The sequence below is a fragment of the Bifidobacterium sp. SO4 genome (assembly GCF_018555355.1).
Classification (GTDB): domain Bacteria; phylum Actinomycetota; class Actinomycetes; order Actinomycetales; family Bifidobacteriaceae; genus Bifidobacterium; species Bifidobacterium miconisargentati.
Genome location: NZ_JAFEJP010000007.1, coordinates 76,964 through 92,889 on the forward strand (window position 1 = coordinate 76,964; position 15,926 = coordinate 92,889).

The 15,926-nt window shown below is 64.2% G+C and carries 13 protein-coding genes; 3 read left to right on the forward strand and 10 right to left on the reverse strand.

Annotated features, from left to right (window positions below; all coding sequences use genetic code 11):
- Positions 1–188 precede the first annotated feature (188 nt).
- Positions 189–1,475, reverse strand: coding sequence for a deoxyguanosinetriphosphate triphosphohydrolase (locus JS536_RS06310; RefSeq protein ID WP_214356256.1), 1,287 nt, complete (start codon positions 1,473–1,475; stop codon positions 189–191).
- A 48-nt stretch (positions 1,476–1,523) separates the two neighbouring features.
- Between JS536_RS06310 and JS536_RS06315 the strand changes: the two genes are divergently transcribed.
- A complete protein-coding gene (locus tag JS536_RS06315) occupies positions 1,524–1,709 on the forward strand; it encodes a hypothetical protein (protein ID WP_214356257.1) in 186 nt (61 codons plus the stop codon).
- Between the two features lie 74 nt (positions 1,710–1,783).
- On the opposite strand, the gene alr is transcribed toward JS536_RS06315, so the two are convergent.
- Positions 1,784–3,142: an alanine racemase gene (gene alr / locus JS536_RS06320; protein WP_214356258.1), complete on the reverse strand. Its 1,359-nt coding sequence runs from the start codon at positions 3,140–3,142 to the stop codon at positions 1,784–1,786.
- A gap of 309 nt (positions 3,143–3,451) precedes the next feature.
- Between alr and JS536_RS06325 the strand changes: the two genes are divergently transcribed.
- The gene (locus JS536_RS06325) at positions 3,452–4,921 is read left to right on the forward strand and encodes an amino acid permease (protein ID WP_214356259.1); all 1,470 of its coding nucleotides are present in this window, start codon (positions 3,452–3,454) and stop codon (positions 4,919–4,921) included.
- A 366-nt stretch (positions 4,922–5,287) separates the two neighbouring features.
- Here JS536_RS06325 and JS536_RS06330 read toward each other — a convergent pair whose 3' ends face one another.
- The 3 genes from JS536_RS06330 to JS536_RS06340 all read right to left on the reverse strand — a co-directional run bounded on the left by JS536_RS06330 (position 5,288) and on the right by JS536_RS06340 (position 8,318).
- Entirely contained in the window at positions 5,288–5,773 is a 486-nt protein-coding gene (locus JS536_RS06330) for a GNAT family N-acetyltransferase (protein ID WP_214356291.1), read from the reverse strand.
- 224 nt (positions 5,774–5,997) lie between these two features.
- The gene (locus JS536_RS06335) at positions 5,998–6,504 is read right to left on the reverse strand and encodes an S-ribosylhomocysteine lyase (protein WP_214356260.1); all 507 of its coding nucleotides are present in this window, start codon (positions 6,502–6,504) and stop codon (positions 5,998–6,000) included.
- 155 nt (positions 6,505–6,659) lie between these two features.
- Complete coding sequence (locus JS536_RS06340; RefSeq protein ID WP_214356261.1) at positions 6,660–8,318, reverse strand: L,D-transpeptidase; 1,659 nt, start codon at positions 8,316–8,318, stop codon at positions 6,660–6,662.
- Positions 8,319–8,520: 202 nt separating this feature from the next.
- Here JS536_RS06340 and recQ point away from each other — a divergent pair, with 202 nt between their 5' ends.
- Positions 8,521–10,452, forward strand: coding sequence for a DNA helicase RecQ (gene recQ, locus JS536_RS06345; RefSeq protein ID WP_214356262.1), 1,932 nt, complete (start codon positions 8,521–8,523; stop codon positions 10,450–10,452).
- A 57-nt stretch (positions 10,453–10,509) separates the two neighbouring features.
- Here recQ and JS536_RS06350 read toward each other — a convergent pair whose 3' ends face one another.
- The 5 genes from JS536_RS06350 to JS536_RS06370 form a co-directional block, all read right to left on the reverse strand.
- A complete protein-coding gene (locus tag JS536_RS06350) occupies positions 10,510–11,694 on the reverse strand; it encodes a cystathionine gamma-synthase (protein WP_214356263.1) in 1,185 nt (394 codons plus the stop codon).
- A gap of 126 nt (positions 11,695–11,820) precedes the next feature.
- Positions 11,821–12,843 (reverse strand): pyridoxal-phosphate dependent enzyme, encoded by a 1,023-nt coding sequence (locus JS536_RS06355; RefSeq protein WP_214356264.1) that lies wholly within the window; start codon positions 12,841–12,843, stop codon positions 11,821–11,823.
- Positions 12,844–13,500: 657 nt separating this feature from the next.
- A complete protein-coding gene (locus JS536_RS06360) occupies positions 13,501–14,535 on the reverse strand; it encodes a twin-arginine translocation signal domain-containing protein (protein ID WP_214356265.1) in 1,035 nt (344 codons plus the stop codon).
- A gap of 2 nt (positions 14,536–14,537) precedes the next feature.
- On the reverse strand, positions 14,538–15,479 hold the full coding sequence (locus tag JS536_RS06365) for an ABC transporter ATP-binding protein (RefSeq protein WP_214356266.1): 942 nt from the start codon (positions 15,477–15,479) through the stop codon (positions 14,538–14,540).
- Positions 15,476–15,844: a GntR family transcriptional regulator gene (locus tag JS536_RS06370; protein WP_214356267.1), complete on the reverse strand. Its 369-nt coding sequence runs from the start codon at positions 15,842–15,844 to the stop codon at positions 15,476–15,478. The genes JS536_RS06365 and JS536_RS06370 overlap by 4 nt, the downstream gene beginning before the upstream one ends.
- Positions 15,845–15,926 lie beyond the last annotated feature (82 nt).

A 15,926-nucleotide genomic window follows, 5' to 3' on the forward strand; every position in this document is an offset into this window, starting at 1 on the left:
CTCTTCTTCGGCTCCCTTTCCTGAGAGGCGCAGTTCACCTACAGGGACTCCCCTCAGTCTCGCTTCGCGAGCCAGCTCCCCTCAGAGAGGGGAGCCTTTGCGGCACAGCCGCTCACCTCGCCTACGGAAAGTCCACCGGACTTCACGTTTCACGGCCCAGCCCTAGGAAAGAGGCACCAAGGAGCGTATCAGCACAAAATGGAGTGCAGGGCGAGGGCGGAGTTGTCGGTCAGGGTGGCGACCTGGTCGACGGCCACGCGCAGGCGTTCGTCGTCGTTGGTGGATTCGTACCAGTCGTCCAGGAACTGGTCCTCCAGCGCATCGGATGGCTTGGGCGAGCCGGCCATGAGCACGTCGATCAGGTCCTCCACGATCTTCAGCTCCTGCTCGTGGAACGGCTCGCGTTCCTTCGGTGCCATCACGAAGTACACGGCGATGCCCTTCAACGCCACGATCTCGTACGAGGTATCTTCCGGGATCACGATGTTCGCGGAGTACCGGGTCAGCGGGCCCGTACCGTACGTATCGCGGGTGGCGGTCTCGACGGCCCAGCAGAACCGGCCGATGAGGTCGGAAGTGATGTTCTTCAGTTCCGCGAGCGCCCTGCGTGATCCGTTGAAATGCGACGGGAACAGCTGCTCGCGGCGCAGACGGCGGTAGGCGCCGATCAGTCTGTCCGGATCCCATTGGGGACCGTACCAGGCGCGCGTGGCCTCGACGATGCGGTCCAGCATGCGCGAATCGGTGAGCACTATTGGGTCGAACGCGCCGGTGGCGATGGAATCCTCAACGTCGTGCACGGAGTAGGCGATGTCGTCCGAGAGGTCCATGATCTGGCATTCCATCGGCTTGGTTGCCGCGGGCGCTCCGGTCTTGAGCCAACGGAACACCGGTTCGTCATCCGGGTAGACGCAGAATTTCTTGGAACGTTCGCCCTTGGGATGCCGATCCGCCTCGGCAAGCGTCCAGGGGTATTTGACGGCGGCGTCAAGGGCCGCACGGGTCAGGTTCACGCCGGCGGAGCGGCCGTCCGGGTGGAACACCTTGGGTTCCAGACGGGTCAGGATGCGCATGGTCTGCGCGTTGCCTTCGAATCCGCCGATGTTGCGAGCGATGTTCGCAAGCGCGCGCTCCCCGTTGTGGCCGAACGGCGGATGGCCGAGGTCGTGGGCCAGGCAGGCGCAGTCCACCACGTCCGGGTCGCAGCCGAGCATCGCGCCGATCTGCCGGCCGATCTGGGCGACTTCCAGCGTGTGGGTGAGACGGGTGCGGGCGAAGTCATCGGTGCCGGCCACGAGGATCTGGCTTTTCGCGCCGAGCCTGCGCAGGGCCGAGGAGTGGATGAGCCGGGCCCGGTCGCGTTCGAAGGCGGTGCGGGACTTGGATTTCGGGGGTTCCGGAGCCCAGCGCTCCTCGTCGAAGGCGTTGTAGCCTTCGTCGCTCAGCACCGGCTCCCCGTCCCGCGTCGTTTCCATGGTTCCAGCATAAACAGATGCCCCGGCATTGCCGGGATTGACGGAATCATGACGCGAATCGCGCCGCGCGGCGGCGTTCCGGCCGCACACGGCGGAAACCATCCCGAATCGGCCTCAATCGATCCCATTTGCGTTACTTCTTTCGAGATTCAGGCACACTTCGTGAAAAAGGAACGCTCAGATGCGGTCAGCGTTCCTTTTTCACGAAGTATGGGCGTATTGCGAAAAAAGTAACGCGATACGCCCATCAATCACGGCAACGACACATGCCACCGCGCCAACGGCAGGGCAAAGCCCGCCTATCGGCACTACAGCAGCGAAGCCGGGTCGAGCTTGGCCAGGTCTTCGGCCGGCAGCACCTCGGCGGCGTGCTCGTAGAGGCGCGGGATGCGGTTGCGCAGGCAGGTGAAAATCTCGTAGCTGATGGTTTCGGCGGCGCGGGCCCAGTCATCGGCGGTCGGCTCGGCGTAGTCCTCGCCACGGCCCGGACCGAACAGTTCGACCGTATCGCCCTCGTGCACGCCGAGTTCGGCGGCGGAGCCGTGCAGGTCCACGATGAACTGGTCCATGCACACGCGGCCGCACACGCGCAGCAGGCGCGGGCCGGCGTTGGTCATGATGCGCACCGGGCCGCCCTCCTTCTCCACATGCTTGGCGCCCTCCATGTCGAAGCCGGAGGCGGAGCGGTGGATGCCGTCGGCGTAGCCCAGCGGCACGATGGCGGTGGAGGTGTTGTCCGGCGTGAGGTACGTGCGGCCGTAGGAGATGCCATGGCCGGCCTCCACGTCCTTGACCGTGCCGAGCTGGGCCTGCAGACGCATGGCCGGGGTCAGGTGCCAGTCGCGCGGGGTACCCATGGCCGGGTCCGGCTCGTAGCCGTACAGGCCGATGCCGGGGCGGGTGAGTTCGAAGTGAATCTCCGGGCGGTCCAGCGTGGCCGCGGTGTTGGCCAGATGGCGGATCTCCGGCGGGATGCCGGCGGCCTCCATGCGGCGCGTGAAGTCCTTGAACGTTTCGATCTGACGGTCGGTGGAAGCCACGAATTCGGGCACGTCGGGCGAATCGGCCACCGCAAGATGGCTCCACTGGCCCACGATGTGCAGCACGCCCTCCTTGGCGAGCGGCACCAGCTTGGCGAGGGCCGCGTCGAAGCCGGCGGGAGTGAAGCCGTTGCGGCCGAATCCGGAATCGACCTTGACGTGCACACGGGCGGTCTTGCCGATCTTGCGGGCGGCGGCGGCCACGGCGTCGATGCCCGGCAGGGAGCCCACGGACACATCGATGTCGGCGGCGATCAGCTCGTCGAACGGGACTTGGGTGCCGTTGTAGACCCAGGTCAGGATGTGGCAGCGGTCGGGGCCGATGCCGAGCTTACGCAACAGCAGCGCCTCATGCGACTGGGCGGTGCCGAGCCAGGTGGCGCCGCCGGCGAGCGCGGCCAAGGCGGAGGGCAGCAGTCCGTGGCCGTAGGCGTCCGCCTTGACCACGCCCATCACCGCGGTGCCTGAGCCCGCGCCGCCCACCATGGAGACCAGGTGCGCCATGTTGTCCCGCATGGCTTTGAGGTCCACGATGGCCTGTGCGGGGTACTGCCGGAGGGCGGCCGCGTAATTGGCCTTGCCCTGCTCGGACGAGAATGCGATTTCGGGTGCTGCGTTCATGCTCATAGGCACCTATTGTTGCGCGACAATGTGACGTGTCCGTGGAGACGCCCGCGGCACCCGCTCGTGGTCAACCCCGAATCCAGCCAAAATCCAGCGGATATCAACGGAATAGTAACCCAAACGTTACACATGGACGCCCTGTATTACGGAATCGAAACGATGTTGTCCGCGTGTGCGGCGTAGACTGTCACAACTATACGGTTCACCGCATGATTATGCGCACCCGTTGTTGATTCCCGGCGTTGAGGCGTGCCGGGATCCCGGAAATCCGTCCGGTTTAGCCCCATAACCCAAGTTCACGAGAGAAGAACTATGGATCTCTTCCGTAAGAAAAACGTGGATCAGCTCGTATCCGAATCCACACCGCTCAAGCGCACCATGCACACGTTCGATCTGACGATGCTCGGCATCGGCGCGATCATCGGCACCGGTATCTTCGTGCTTACCGGCAAGGGCGCGCTCACCGCGGGCCCGGCGCTGTCCGTCTCATTCCTGCTGGCCGCCATCTGCTGCGGTTTCGCGGGCCTGTGCTACGCCGAATTCGCTTCCATGGCCCCGGTCTCCGGTTCGGCCTACTCCTACGCCTACCTGGCCTTCGGCGAGCTTATCGCCTTCATCATCGGCTGGGACCTCATCCTGGAATACGCCCTGCAGGCGGCCACCGTGTCCGCCGGCTGGTCCGGGTACTTCAACAAACTGCTTGAAGGCTTCGGCCTGCATCTGCCCGTGGAGCTCACCGCCGCATACGGCACCACTCCGGGCGTGACCACCTACTTCAACCTGCCCGGCTTCGTGATCGTGCTGCTGATTACGTGGGTGCTGTCCATCGGCATCAACCAGACCAAGCGCACCAACGACATCATGGTGATGATCAAGCTCGTCATCATCGTGCTGTTCATCATCTGCACCGTGTGGTTCGTGAACCCGGCCAACTGGCACCCGTTCTCCCCGTACGGCATCTACACGTTCCAGCCTGGCTCCACGCAGCCGTACGGCATCGTGCCGGCCGCCTCCATCGTGTTCTTCAGCTTCATCGGCTTCGACGCCGTCTCCTCCTCCGCCGAGGAGACCGTGAACCCGAACAAGACGCTGCCGAAGGGCATTCTGCTCTCCCTGGCCATCTCCACCGTGCTGTACATCGTGATGACGCTCATCATGACCGGCGTGGTGCCGTACAAGGAGTTCGCCAACTTCATCGACGCCCCGGTGGCGGGCGTGATCCTGGCGACCGGCCTCAACTGGCTGGCCGTGATCGTGAACCTCGGCGCCCTCATCGGCATGACCACGGTGATGCTCGTGCAGCTGTACGGCCAGTCCCGCATCTGCTACGCCATGAGCCGCGACGGCCTGTTCCCGGAGTTCTTCGGCCATGTGCACGAGAAGTACCGCACCCCGTTCAAGGGCACCTGGTTCTTCGGCATCCTGACCGCGATCGCCGGCGGCTTCATCAACATCAACGTGCTGTTCGAGCTGGTAAACATCGGCACGCTGACCGCGTTCATCATCGTGTCCGCCGGCATCCTGTGGATGCGCAAGACGCAGCCGGACGCGCACCGTGGCTTCAAGGCCCCGCTCGTGCCGTTCACCCCGATCGTCTCCATCGTGTTCTGCTTCGTGCTCATCGCCGGCCTGAACTGGGAGACCTGGGTGCGATTCGCCGTGTGGTTCGGCCTGGGTCTGATCGTGTACTTCGCGTACAGCCGCAAGCGTTCCAAGCTTGATCCGGCGAACGCCAAGGCCGAGGTCAAGGAAATCAAGGCCAAGGCCACTGCCGAAGCCTGATTCCGGCGATTCCTGCCGAAATAACGAGAAAAGCTCCTCTTCGTGAGGAGCTTTTCTGATGTTATGGCACATACCAGCAACCTTGTTCTTCAGGCTACTTCACCCAATGACTACCCTTCAGTCGGCTTCGCCTCCAGCTCGTCCTGCAATTAAGGACGAACTTCGTTCGCAGTCCACTGGCTCGACTGCCGTCTCGCACATCGCCTACAAACAGCTCCGCTGTTTGCCTCACGGCGATGTCCTGCAATTAAGGACGAACTTCGTTCGTAGTTCACTGGCTTGACTGCCGTCTCGCACATCGCCTACAAACAGCTCCGCTGTTTGCCTCACGGCGATGTCCTGACAAGGGGAGCCAAGGGAAGGGTCTCACCACTCGTGGCGCTGGTAGGCGATTCTGGTGGTGTCGGTGGGGCGGTCGAGCAGCTGGATGAGGCCGCAGCGGGCGAAACCGGAGCTTTCGAATACATGCTGCATGGCCTTGTTGTTGGGGTGAGTGTCGGCACGCACGTTGCCGTAATGCTTCAAGGCCCACTTGATGCAGTCTCGGGCCGCGTGACGGACCAGACCGGCTGAAGCGATGCGGTGTATGGTCACATAAGCGTCGTTGTCCAGCCAGGCGCCGTCGATATTGACGTACGTGGGATCCTCGCCCGTGCACAGCGCGAACTGGGCGAGAATGCGTTCATGACCGTTGCATTCGTCCACCAGCAGCATGGCACGCTGGTTGGCGATGTCGTCCAGAATCACGGATTCGCGCGGGAACTGTGTACCCCACTGCGTTGGATTGCCGTTGGCCGCCATCAGGGCACGCGCACGCGCATAGTTTTTCTGCATCTGGGGGAGGTCGCGCATGGTGGCGTGACGGAATCTGCGCGGCGACGGCTGGGCATCTGTAGTCGGCCTGGTGTTCGGTGTGGTGTTCGGCTGAGTCACTCTTCGCCTTTCGGACGTACTCGTTCCGGTAGCCGCGTATCAGGCGGCACACAATAACTGACGGCCAACCTACCATGCCATAGGCACAAGAAACCCCGTCCGCGTTACATGGCGGACGGGGTTCGGCCGGTTGACGGACAGGCTCAGACGACCTTGCGTTCGAACGGGTCGGAGCTGATGCCCTCCTCGAGGATCTGCTTGCACCATTCCTTGGCGGTGAACAGGCTGTGATCGCGGTAGTTGCCGCAGCTCTTCTCGGTGGTGGCGGGCACGTCATCCCACGTGGCCTCGTAGGCGATGAACTCCAGCGATTCCTTCAGGGCCTTGGCCACCTCCTCGGTGGGGTGCTCGCCCCAGGTCAGCAGGTGGAAGCCGGTGCGGCAGCCGAACGGCGAGCAGTCGATATAGCCCGGAATGCGCTCGCGCAGCAGCACGGCGATGGTGTGCTCGATGGTGTGCAGGCCGCCGGTGGGGATGGCCTGCTTGTTCGGCTGGGTCAGGCGTAGGTCGTAATTGGAGATCACGTCGCCGTGCGGGCCCTTCTCGGTGTCGATGTAACGCACGTACGGCGCCTTGACCTTGGTGTGATCCAGCTGGAAGCTCTCCACCACCGGCTTCTCGGCCGGCTGCGCGTTCGTCTCGTCCGTCATTCCGTTCCCCTTTCCGCATCGATGGCCGATGCGATTGCAGGTATTGTGCATACGTCTGCAATCGTAGTCGCGATCGGCTGCTTGCGGCAGCCGCTTCGCTATAGGAATTGGTTAGGATGCGCTGATACCGGCTTCAGTTTCGGCGATTGCACCGATCAGTTGCCCCGCCAGCCGGTGGCGTCAGCTCCGGCGGCGCGGATGGCCTGGCCGGAGGTCGGCGTCACGCCGTCCACCACGACCTTGGTGCCGATGGTGGCGAAATCGTACATCCACTTGGCATCGGCCACCTGCATGTTGATGCAGCCGTGCGAGCCGGGGATGCCCTGCTGCACGTAGATCGGGTGCTCGCCCCACATGTAGGCCGGGACGCCGTGCAGGGCCTCGCCGCCGTTGTAGTAGGAGACCCACGGCGTGTTCGGCTGGTTGTAGCCTTCGCCGGACATGGTCTGGGACTCGTACTTGAGGTACACGTAGAACGTGCCGGTGTCGGAGAGCATGGAGCCGTCGGCAGTGGGCTTGCCGGAGGCGATGAGGAAGGTCTTGACGGGGGTGGTGCCCTGGTAGGCGGTGGCGGTCTGGTTCGTCAGATCCACGTGGACCCACTTGTCGCCGTTGGCCACGTCGAAGTTGTGCGGCACCTCCACTTCCTTGACCTCGTACGGGCTGTCCGTGACGGCCACGGTCGAGTCGGTGGACTGGTTCTGCTCGATGGCGGTGGCCAACTTGGCGGGCGCGTCGCCCACGCCGGTCACCTTGATGCCGTCCACGCCCAGCGTCTTGTCGGCACCGATGCGCACGCCACCCTCGGACTTCGGGGTGATGTAGACCTCACGATCCACCTTCTCCACGGTCAGTTCCTTGGTCACGGCGGCGCTGGACACGTAGGAGTTGATGGCGTCGCGGTCGACGATCAGGCTCATCGTGCCGGTCTTGAGGTCGGTGGTGGGCTTGAGGAACTTGGCGATCTGCTCCACCGGAATCGTGATGCTCTTGTTCACGCCGTTGTCCACGGTCAGGTTCAGCCCCAGACGCGCGTTGGCGTCGGCCGCGACCTGTTGGGCGCTGGCGGAATCGATCGGATTGGTGCCGGACTCCAGCTTGACCGCCACCGTGGTGTTGGTGCCGGGCGTGGCGACGGCCTGCTTGACGGCGGCCGTGACGGCCTGCATCTGCGGGGCCTTGCCGTCGTGTCCCTCGTCGAACACGAACTGCTTGGCATCCTTGTCGTAGGAGACGGTCGTGATCTTCACGCGATCGGACTCATCCACCAAGTTGTCGGTCACGTACTGCTCGGCCTTGGTGTCGTTCGTGGTGGCGGAGAGCGGGACATGTACCTGGTTGAGGATGTTGAGCTTGGCGAAGTCGCCGGTCTTGGCGTTCATCAGCGCGTCCACGGTCTTGTCCGCGTCCGCGGTCACGCCCATATCGGCCAGCGAGGCCTCGGCGCTCTTGCCGTCGGCGGTGAAGGTCACGGTGGTGGTCTTCAGCTGCTGCTTGACGGTGTCCTTCAGTTCGTCACGGGTCTGGCCCATCACGGAGACATCGCCCAGATACACGCCGGGCGCGGCCTTGTCCTGGAAGTACCAGCGGCCGACGAAGAAGTATGCGATGAACGCGGCCAGAATCACCGCGAACACGGAAGCCAACACCACGATCCAAGCCTTGCCGTGGCGCTTCGCGTGGGCCATATGCCCACCTGCCTTGACCGCGTCATCGGCGGCGGCCATCTTGGGCATGCCGTCGAAGCCCACGGGGCGCAGCACGGCGGTCTGCTCGTCGTCCGGCCGCGGGAATGAAGTTGTTACGTCGGTCATATCCACCTTATTCTCTGAACAGCGTTCCTCGAAAAAGACGTATAATATATCTTTTCCCTAGTCGCGATAGTAATACGGGCACGCTACCAGCCGGTTGCCACGCATGGAAATATGAGCCCGAAGCGCAACCGTTGTGAGCAAAGTCACGCGCGCGAAGGCGCCGCAACCCGCCCGCGCAAACCGAACGCTACACTGGTCAACTATGGCAGCACAGGACGCCTTGGGGGCACTCAACCAGTATTTCGGCTACGATTCGTTCCGTCCCGGCCAGCAGGGAATCGTCGAATCGCTGCTCGCCGGGCGCGACGTGCTCGGCGTGATGCCCACCGGCGCCGGCAAATCCGTGTGCTATCAGGTGCCCGCCGCACTCATGCCCGGCGTGACGCTGGTGATTTCGCCGCTGATCTCCCTGATGCGCGACCAGGTGGACGCCCTGAACGACCTGGGCCTTGCCGCCGCGTTCGTCAACACCACGCAGACCCCGGACGAACAGTCGATGGTGCTCGCGCAGGCAGCCGCCGGCCAGGTGAAACTGCTGTACGTGGCCCCGGAACGCCTGGAAACCGGCCGGTTCCGTGATTTCGCCGCCCGCACGCCGATTTCGCTCATCGCCGTGGACGAGGCCCACTGCGTCTCCCAATGGGGACAGGATTTCCGCTCGTCCTACCTTGGCATCGGCGATTTCATCGCCTCGCTGCCGGTCCGCCCGCCGGTCGGTGCGTTCACCGCCACCGCCACCGAGCGCGTGCGCCGGGACATCGTCTCTATTCTGGGTCTGCGCGATCCGGCCGTGACCGTGACCGGCTTCGACCGGCCGAACCTGTACTTCGGCGTGGTCAAGCTGGAGACCAAGTACAAGGCCGCATGGGTGGCCAGCTACGTGGCCGACCATCCGGACGAGTCCGGCATCGTCTACTGCGCCACGCGCAAGGAGACCGAGGCGCTTGCCGCCACCCTGAACCAGATGGGGCATCCGGCCGTGGCCTACCACGGCGGTATGGCGCCGAACGTGCGCGAACGGGCCCAGCGCGACTTCATCACCGACCAGGTGCCCGTGGTGGTGGCCACGAACGCCTTCGGCATGGGCATCGACAAGTCCAACGTGCGGTTCGTGATCCACCACAACATGCCCGAATCCATCGAGGCCTACTATCAGGAGGCCGGCCGCGCGGGCCGTGACGGCGAGCCCAGCCGTTGCACGTTGCTGTGGAACGAATCGGACATCGTGACCCGACGCCGGCTGCTGGACAGCGATTACGAGAACGAGCGTCTGACCCCTCAGGAGCAGGAGATCGTACGTCAGTCCAAACGCCGCCTGCTTGACGGCATGGTGGGCTATTGCCGTACCACGGACTGCCTGCACCGGTATATGACGCGGTATTTCGGGCAGGAGATCGGGACCGATTCGCCGGGCGAGGCCGGTGGCCCCCATCGTTGCGGTGCCTGTTCGAACTGCGAAAGCACGTTCGAGACCATCGATGTGACCCGTGTGGCCCAGGCCATCAGCCGCTGCGTGCATGACGTGAACCAGCGCGTGGGCTCGGGCAAGATCGTCAAGATCCTGCGCGGCTCCAAGGCGCAGGACCTCGCGTGGCTGAACCCGGAGCAGATGCCCACCTTCGGCATGCTCAAGGACGTGAACGAGGCCCGCATCCGCGACGTGCTGAGCCAGATGGCCACGGACGGCTACCTGTTCATCGCCGAGGGACGCCTGCCCATCGTGATGTTCGGCAAACGCGCCGCGGAGACCGCCGCGCCCGACTTCCACTACGAGATCAAGCGGGTGGAACGCAAGTCGGCGGCCGCCGGAGGTACGGGTTTCGGTCGAAGCCGCAACGCCGCCTCCGCCGTGTCCGGCAGCTCCGCGACCGGCCCGGCGCTCGGCTCGTACATCCCGGACGATGACGAGGAGGCGCTGTTCCAGAAGCTGCGCGAACTGCGCCGCACCATCGCCCAAGAGATCGGCAAGCCGCCGTACATCGTCTTCTCGGACAAGACCCTGCGCGACATGGCCCGTATCAGACCGGTCACCAACGCGCAGTTCCTGGCCGTCAACGGCGTGGGCCAGCACAAGCTCGACCTGTATGGCCAGCGCTTCATGCAGGCCATCGCCTCGTTCAACACGGGAGTCTGAGGAGGACGTGGCCGCCGCCGTTCTGCTGACAGCGGCAACAGCCACGTCCTGTAGTCGTTACAGACGCTCCAGCGCCTGCTTGAGGTCGGCGATGAGGTCGTCCGCATTCTCGATGCCCACGGAGATGCGCACCAGGTTGGCGGGCACCTGCAGCGTGGTGCCGGACACGGAGGCGTGGGTCATGGCGGCCGGCACCTCGATGAGGCTTTCCACGCCGCCCAGCGACTCGGCCAGCGTGAAGATCTCGGTGTGGTCCACGAACCGCTTGGCCGCCTCGGCGCCCGCGGCGAGCTGCACGGACACGATGCCGCCGAAGCCGCCGTGCATCTGGCGGGCGGCGATCTCATGGCCCGGGTGGGATTCGAGGCCCGGGTACCAGACGCGCTCGATCACGTCGGACGGCTGGGATTCCAGCCACTGGGCCACCTTGAGGGCATTGGCGCTGTGGCGCTTGACGCGCAGGTCCAGGGTCTTGAGGCCGCGGATGTCCAGCCAGGAATCGAACGGGGAGGGCACGGCGCCGGCGGCGTTCTGCAGGAAGGCCACCTTCTCGCGGGTCTCCTCGTCGTTCAGAACCACGGCGCCGCCCACCACGTCGGAGTGGCCGCCGATATACTTGGTGGTGGAGTAGACCACCGCGTCCGCGCCGTCGTCCAGCGGGTGCTGCAGGGCCGGCGAGGCGAAGGTGTTGTCCACCACCACCTTGGTGCCGTACTTGTGCGCCACTTCGGCGGTGGCGGCGATGTCCGTGATGTTGAGCAGCGGGTTGGACGGCGTCTCCACCCACACGTACTTGTACTGCTTGGAGGCCAGCGCCTGCTCCACGGCGGACAGATCGGTGATGTCCACCACGTCCAGGCCGATACCCCACGGCACGAACACCTTGGCGAGCAGACGGTAGGTGCCGCCGTACACGTCGTTGCCGAGCAGGATGTTGTCGCCGGGCAGGATGGTGGAGCGCAGCAGCACGTCGATGGCGGCGAGGCCCGAGGAGAAGCTCAGCGCGTACTTGGCGCCCTCCACGGCGGCGAGCTGCTCGTCGAAGCTGGTGCGCGTGGGGTTGATGGAACGCGAGTAGTCGTGACCGCCCCTGAGGCCCAGCACGCCGTCCTGCTTGAAGGTGGAGGTGGCGAAGATCGGCGTCACCACGGCACCGGTGGTGGGGTCGGGCTCCTGACCGGCGTGGATGGCACGGGTGGCGAGGGCGGTATCGGCGAACTTGGCGTTGTATTCGGCGGACATGTTGGTTTTCCTTCTTATATCGATGAGTCTGTGAACGGGTTGGTTTGGATGCTGATGATGATTGACGGGCAGTCGTGAGGACTGCTGTGAGGGCCGTCGTAAGGTCTGCTGTGCAGCGGCGGCGATTTACAGGTACTGTTCGGCCAGCGAGGGCTTGGTGGTGCGGTCCACGATGTCGCCGTAGCCGTTGGCGCGCATCCAGTCGTCGTTGAAGATCTTCTCCAGGTAGCTGCGGCCGGAGTCCGGGGCGAGCACCACCACGAGCTGGTTCTCGTCCAGATCGTTGGCGAGCGCGTACTTGATGGCGCTGGCCACGGCCATGCCGGAGGAGCCGCCCACGAGCAGCGCCTCCTCGCCGGCGAGCCGGCGGGTCATCTCGAAGGCCTCGGCGTCACCCACCTTGACGATGTCGTCGGTGATGTTGCGGTCGAAGGCCTTGGGATAGAAGTCCTCCCCCACACCCTCGATGTCGTACTGATGGACGTCGGCCAGCGAGTCGGCGGAGTAGATGGAGCCTTCCGGATCGGAACCGATCACCTTGACCGCGCCGTTCGAGGCTTCCTTGAGGTACTTGCCGGTGCCGGAGATGGTGCCGCCGGTGCCGATGCCGGCCACGAAATGCGTGACCTTGTGGTCCGTGGCCTCCCAGATCTCCGGGCCGGTGGTGTAGTAGTGGCTTTCCGGGCCGTTCGGGTTGTCGTACTGGTTCGGACGGAAGCCGCCGGGGATCTCGTTGGCGAGTCGTTCGGCCACCTGGTAGTAGGAGCGCGGGTCGTCCGGGCCGGCGTCGGTGGGGGTCACGATGACTTCGGCGCCGTACGCGCGCAGCACGGCGCGCTTGGATTCGGAGACCTTGTCCGGCAGGGTGAAGATCGTGCGGTAGCCGCGCTGCTGGGCCACGAGAGCAAGGCCGACGCCGGTGTTGCCGGAGGTGGGTTCGACGATCACGCCGCCGGGCTTGAGCTGTCCGGAACGCTCGGCCGCGTCGATGATGCGCTCGGCGATGCGGTCCTTGGAGGAGCCGCCGGGGTTGAAGTATTCGACCTTGACGGCGATGGTGGCCTTGACGCCGGCCGCCTGGGGGATGTGGTTGAGCTTGACGAGCGGGGTGTTGCCGATGAGTTCCGCGAGGCTGTTGTGAACGGTCATGTTGGGGTCCTTTGTCCGGTTTGTCTGGGGTTGACGATGATGCGGTCTGCTGTTTTCGTGAACCGACGTTCCCGGACGGGCGGCCATTGACTGGTGATTGATCGGAGCATCCGCCCTTCTCGCATAAGGGGTATGCCGTGCTTCCATGTGTTACGAACAATCCGATGGAGCCGTATTGCGCATTATGCAAACCACTGCAACCACGCCAATTTTGCGGTATTCGGATTCATGGAAGATGCGCGGCGAACCTGCCGCGATTCGAATGCTCGTTCTCAAGTTATGCGTCACTGACCGTGCGCCCGGGGGCGTCGGTTAGCGACAACAACATGAGAAAATCTGCATGCCTCATACCATAGCACGCCTGCGGACATCCGCGTGTCGCATGCGTTCATATGCCGGAAGATGCGGCAGCCGGATCCCGTTCCTGAGCCGATCCGATTCGCTTTCTCGGATATAGCCGCCACGGACGGCCGAAGAAACCGATTTCTGTGCATATACCCACCAGATATTCTGGGCATAAGGCCACCATAAAGCAGGTTCTGGGCATATACCCACCATGAGGAGACATGAATCAGCCGCTTCGTGGTACGGATATGCCCAGAACGGAAATCAGGGCCGGGTCCATGGTGGGCATATGCCCAGAATCCCAATGAACCGTCAGAGGATACGCTGGCGGGCGGGATGGATTTCACGGCGGGCAGTCATCAGATAGACAATCCACACGCACAGCGCGAACAGCACCAGCGATTCGACGAGCGGGATCCACACCACGTACGTGCCGAATTCCACGCCGGCGGACGGATGGCTGATGATGCGGCCGCTGGCGGCCTGAACGAGCCAGTTGCCCAGCGTGCCGGCGGAGGTGAATCGTCCGAGCCATTCGTTGGTCCACAGTATCGAATTGCTTCCGAGCAGCTGGGATGCGAGGCAGACCACGAACAATGCGGCGACGATGCCCCACGTGCCCTTGCCCGCCGCCCAGGCCAGCACGGCACCGAGCACCGTGCCCACCGCCACGTAGGCAAGCATCAGCGAAAGGAACTTGAGGAACATGAAGAGCGCGCCACCCACAAGCATCGGCGAGAAGGTCGGCGCCGAAGCGTCGCCCGTATACGACACCCGCTGCCAGGCGTACAGGAACTGCTCCGAGCGCGGCAGGTCGAACGGCTCACCGAGGAAGCAGCCCCTGATGCCGGCGAAACAGGTACCGCCCCGGCCACTGATGATGAGCACGTAGCGCGACACGACCATCACCACGGACACCGCGAGCGCCATTATGGCCCCTCCGATCGCGGATGCCTTGACGAACGTGCGCCGTGAGACGCCGTGGCAGATGGCGGTGTCGAAGAACAGCCATTGCCAGACGGCCGCCGTGAGCAGGAGGATCGGGAACCAGTACCGTTCGGCGTCGATGCTGGACGACAGTCCGCCCGGCTCGTATCGCAGCGCCTGCAACCGTTGGTAGCAGAGCGCCACGAACACCAGCAGGCCCAGCAGAAGCACCACGCCGTATGCCGCGAGGTTGCGGCGTAGCGTCAACCGGCACTGGCGGCTCATGCCGAGGAAGTCGTCGCCGCGCATCATGCCGCGGCCACCACGGACCGATGCTTCCGATACGCCTGCGGCGGCATTTGCCGTACCGTGCGCGGATTCGCGTACGTTGTCATTCGTCGTCACAACCTTGCCGTTCATCGTTACTCCCCTTTGCTGCTCGATACGGCACCGGTCTCATCGCCGGCCTCTTGATGATCGGAGATATCCGGCATGTCGGGGCCGACCGTCCCGGACGTGACGCGGATGACGTAATCCTGCAATCCGAGTGCGCTGGCGGCGATGCCGGAGGGCAGGTCGGCCGCCTCCACGGGCCCGCGCACGATGACGGTGGTCAGTCGTCCCATCGTCTCGCGGGAGATGACCTGCAATCCGTAGTCCTCCACGAACGACCCGACGCACGCCGACTCCCCCGTAAGCACGGTGGCGCGGGAACCCACGGATTCGGCGTCGAATGCATCGATGATGCGGCCGTGGTCGATGATGGCCGCGCGTTCCACGATGTGCGCGATCTCGTCGATGATGTGGGTGGAGATCACGATGATGCGGGGACGTTCGCCGTAGGATTCGAGCAGGAACCGGTAGAACAGGTCGCGGTTCACGGCGTCGAGGCCGAGCACCGGCTCGTCCAGGAGCAGCACGTCCGCCGGCACGCACAGGGCGGCGACCAGCCGCACGATCATACGTTGGCCGAGTGAGAGATGGCCGTATGCCCTGCCCGGTTCGATGCCGAACGCGGCGAGCATACGGGCGCTGAACGGCCAGTCGAAGCCACCGTAGTAGCGTTCCTCCCGTTTGAAGACGGTGCTGATACGCGCGCCGAGCAGGAACGGCAGCGTTTCGTTGACCAGGTAGATGCGCGATTGCGCGGATTCGTTCTCGCGAACGTTCGCACCGTCCAGTTCGACCGTGCCGCCGTCCGGCAGCAGTCGGTTGGCGATGACGCCGAGCAGGGTGGATTTGCCGGCGCCGTTGCGTCCGAACAGGCCGTGGATGGCGGGCTGGAGCGCGAGGTTCACGCCGTCCAGCGCCACGGTCGAACCGTACCGTTTGCTGAGGTCGGTGATGGTCAAGTTCGCATTCATGATGCGTACTCCTTCTCGATCAGCTCGGTCAGTTCCTTGGGGCCGAAGCCGAGTCGTCGCGCTTCGGCGATGAACTGCGGAAGACGGTTGTCCAGGAACTCATCTCGTTTGGTATCCCGTGCTCGGGCCGCGGCTCCGGGGGCCACGAACATGCCCAGTCCGCGGCGCTTTTCAAGCAGCCCGCGCTCCACGAGCAGGTTCATGCCTTTGAGCACGGTGGCGGGATTGATGCGGTATGTGGTCGATATTTCGGTGGTGCTGGGCACTTGTTCGCCCTCCCGATACAGGCCCGACACGATCGCTTCGTTGAGCTGGTCGGCCACCTGCCTGAACAGCGGCTCGCCACTGGAATCATCGAAGTGCAAGGCTTGGCTCACCTCCTTGGGCCGGAACCGTCTTGGATGTGGATGGGCGGAGAAGCAGCGGTTTCACCAACCTCATTGGTTA

What these genes read in the sequence shown, in the direction of transcription:
- JS536_RS06310 (WP_214356256.1), bottom strand. Translation starts at nt 1,475, where the DNA reads ATGGAAACGACGCGGGACGGGGAGCCGGTGCTGAGCGACGAAGGCTAC.
- JS536_RS06315 (WP_214356257.1), top strand. Translation starts at nt 1,524, where the DNA reads ATGACGCGAATCGCGCCGCGCGGCGGCGTTCCGGCCGCACACGGCGGA.
- alr (WP_214356258.1), bottom strand. Translation starts at nt 3,142, where the DNA reads ATGAGCATGAACGCAGCACCCGAAATCGCATTCTCGTCCGAGCAGGGC.
- JS536_RS06325 (WP_214356259.1), top strand. Translation starts at nt 3,452, where the DNA reads ATGGATCTCTTCCGTAAGAAAAACGTGGATCAGCTCGTATCCGAATCC.
- JS536_RS06330 (WP_214356291.1), bottom strand. Translation starts at nt 5,773, where the DNA reads ATGCGCGACCTCCCCCAGATGCAGAAAAACTATGCGCGTGCGCGTGCC.
- JS536_RS06335 (WP_214356260.1), bottom strand. Translation starts at nt 6,504, where the DNA reads ATGACGGACGAGACGAACGCGCAGCCGGCCGAGAAGCCGGTGGTGGAG.
- JS536_RS06340 (WP_214356261.1), bottom strand. Translation starts at nt 8,318, where the DNA reads ATGACCGACGTAACAACTTCATTCCCGCGGCCGGACGACGAGCAGACC.
- recQ (WP_214356262.1), top strand. Translation starts at nt 8,521, where the DNA reads ATGGCAGCACAGGACGCCTTGGGGGCACTCAACCAGTATTTCGGCTAC.
- JS536_RS06350 (WP_214356263.1), bottom strand. Translation starts at nt 11,694, where the DNA reads ATGTCCGCCGAATACAACGCCAAGTTCGCCGATACCGCCCTCGCCACC.
- JS536_RS06355 (WP_214356264.1), bottom strand. Translation starts at nt 12,843, where the DNA reads ATGACCGTTCACAACAGCCTCGCGGAACTCATCGGCAACACCCCGCTC.
- JS536_RS06360 (WP_214356265.1), bottom strand. Translation starts at nt 14,535, where the DNA reads ATGAACGGCAAGGTTGTGACGACGAATGACAACGTACGCGAATCCGCG.
- JS536_RS06365 (WP_214356266.1), bottom strand. Translation starts at nt 15,479, where the DNA reads ATGAATGCGAACTTGACCATCACCGACCTCAGCAAACGGTACGGTTCG.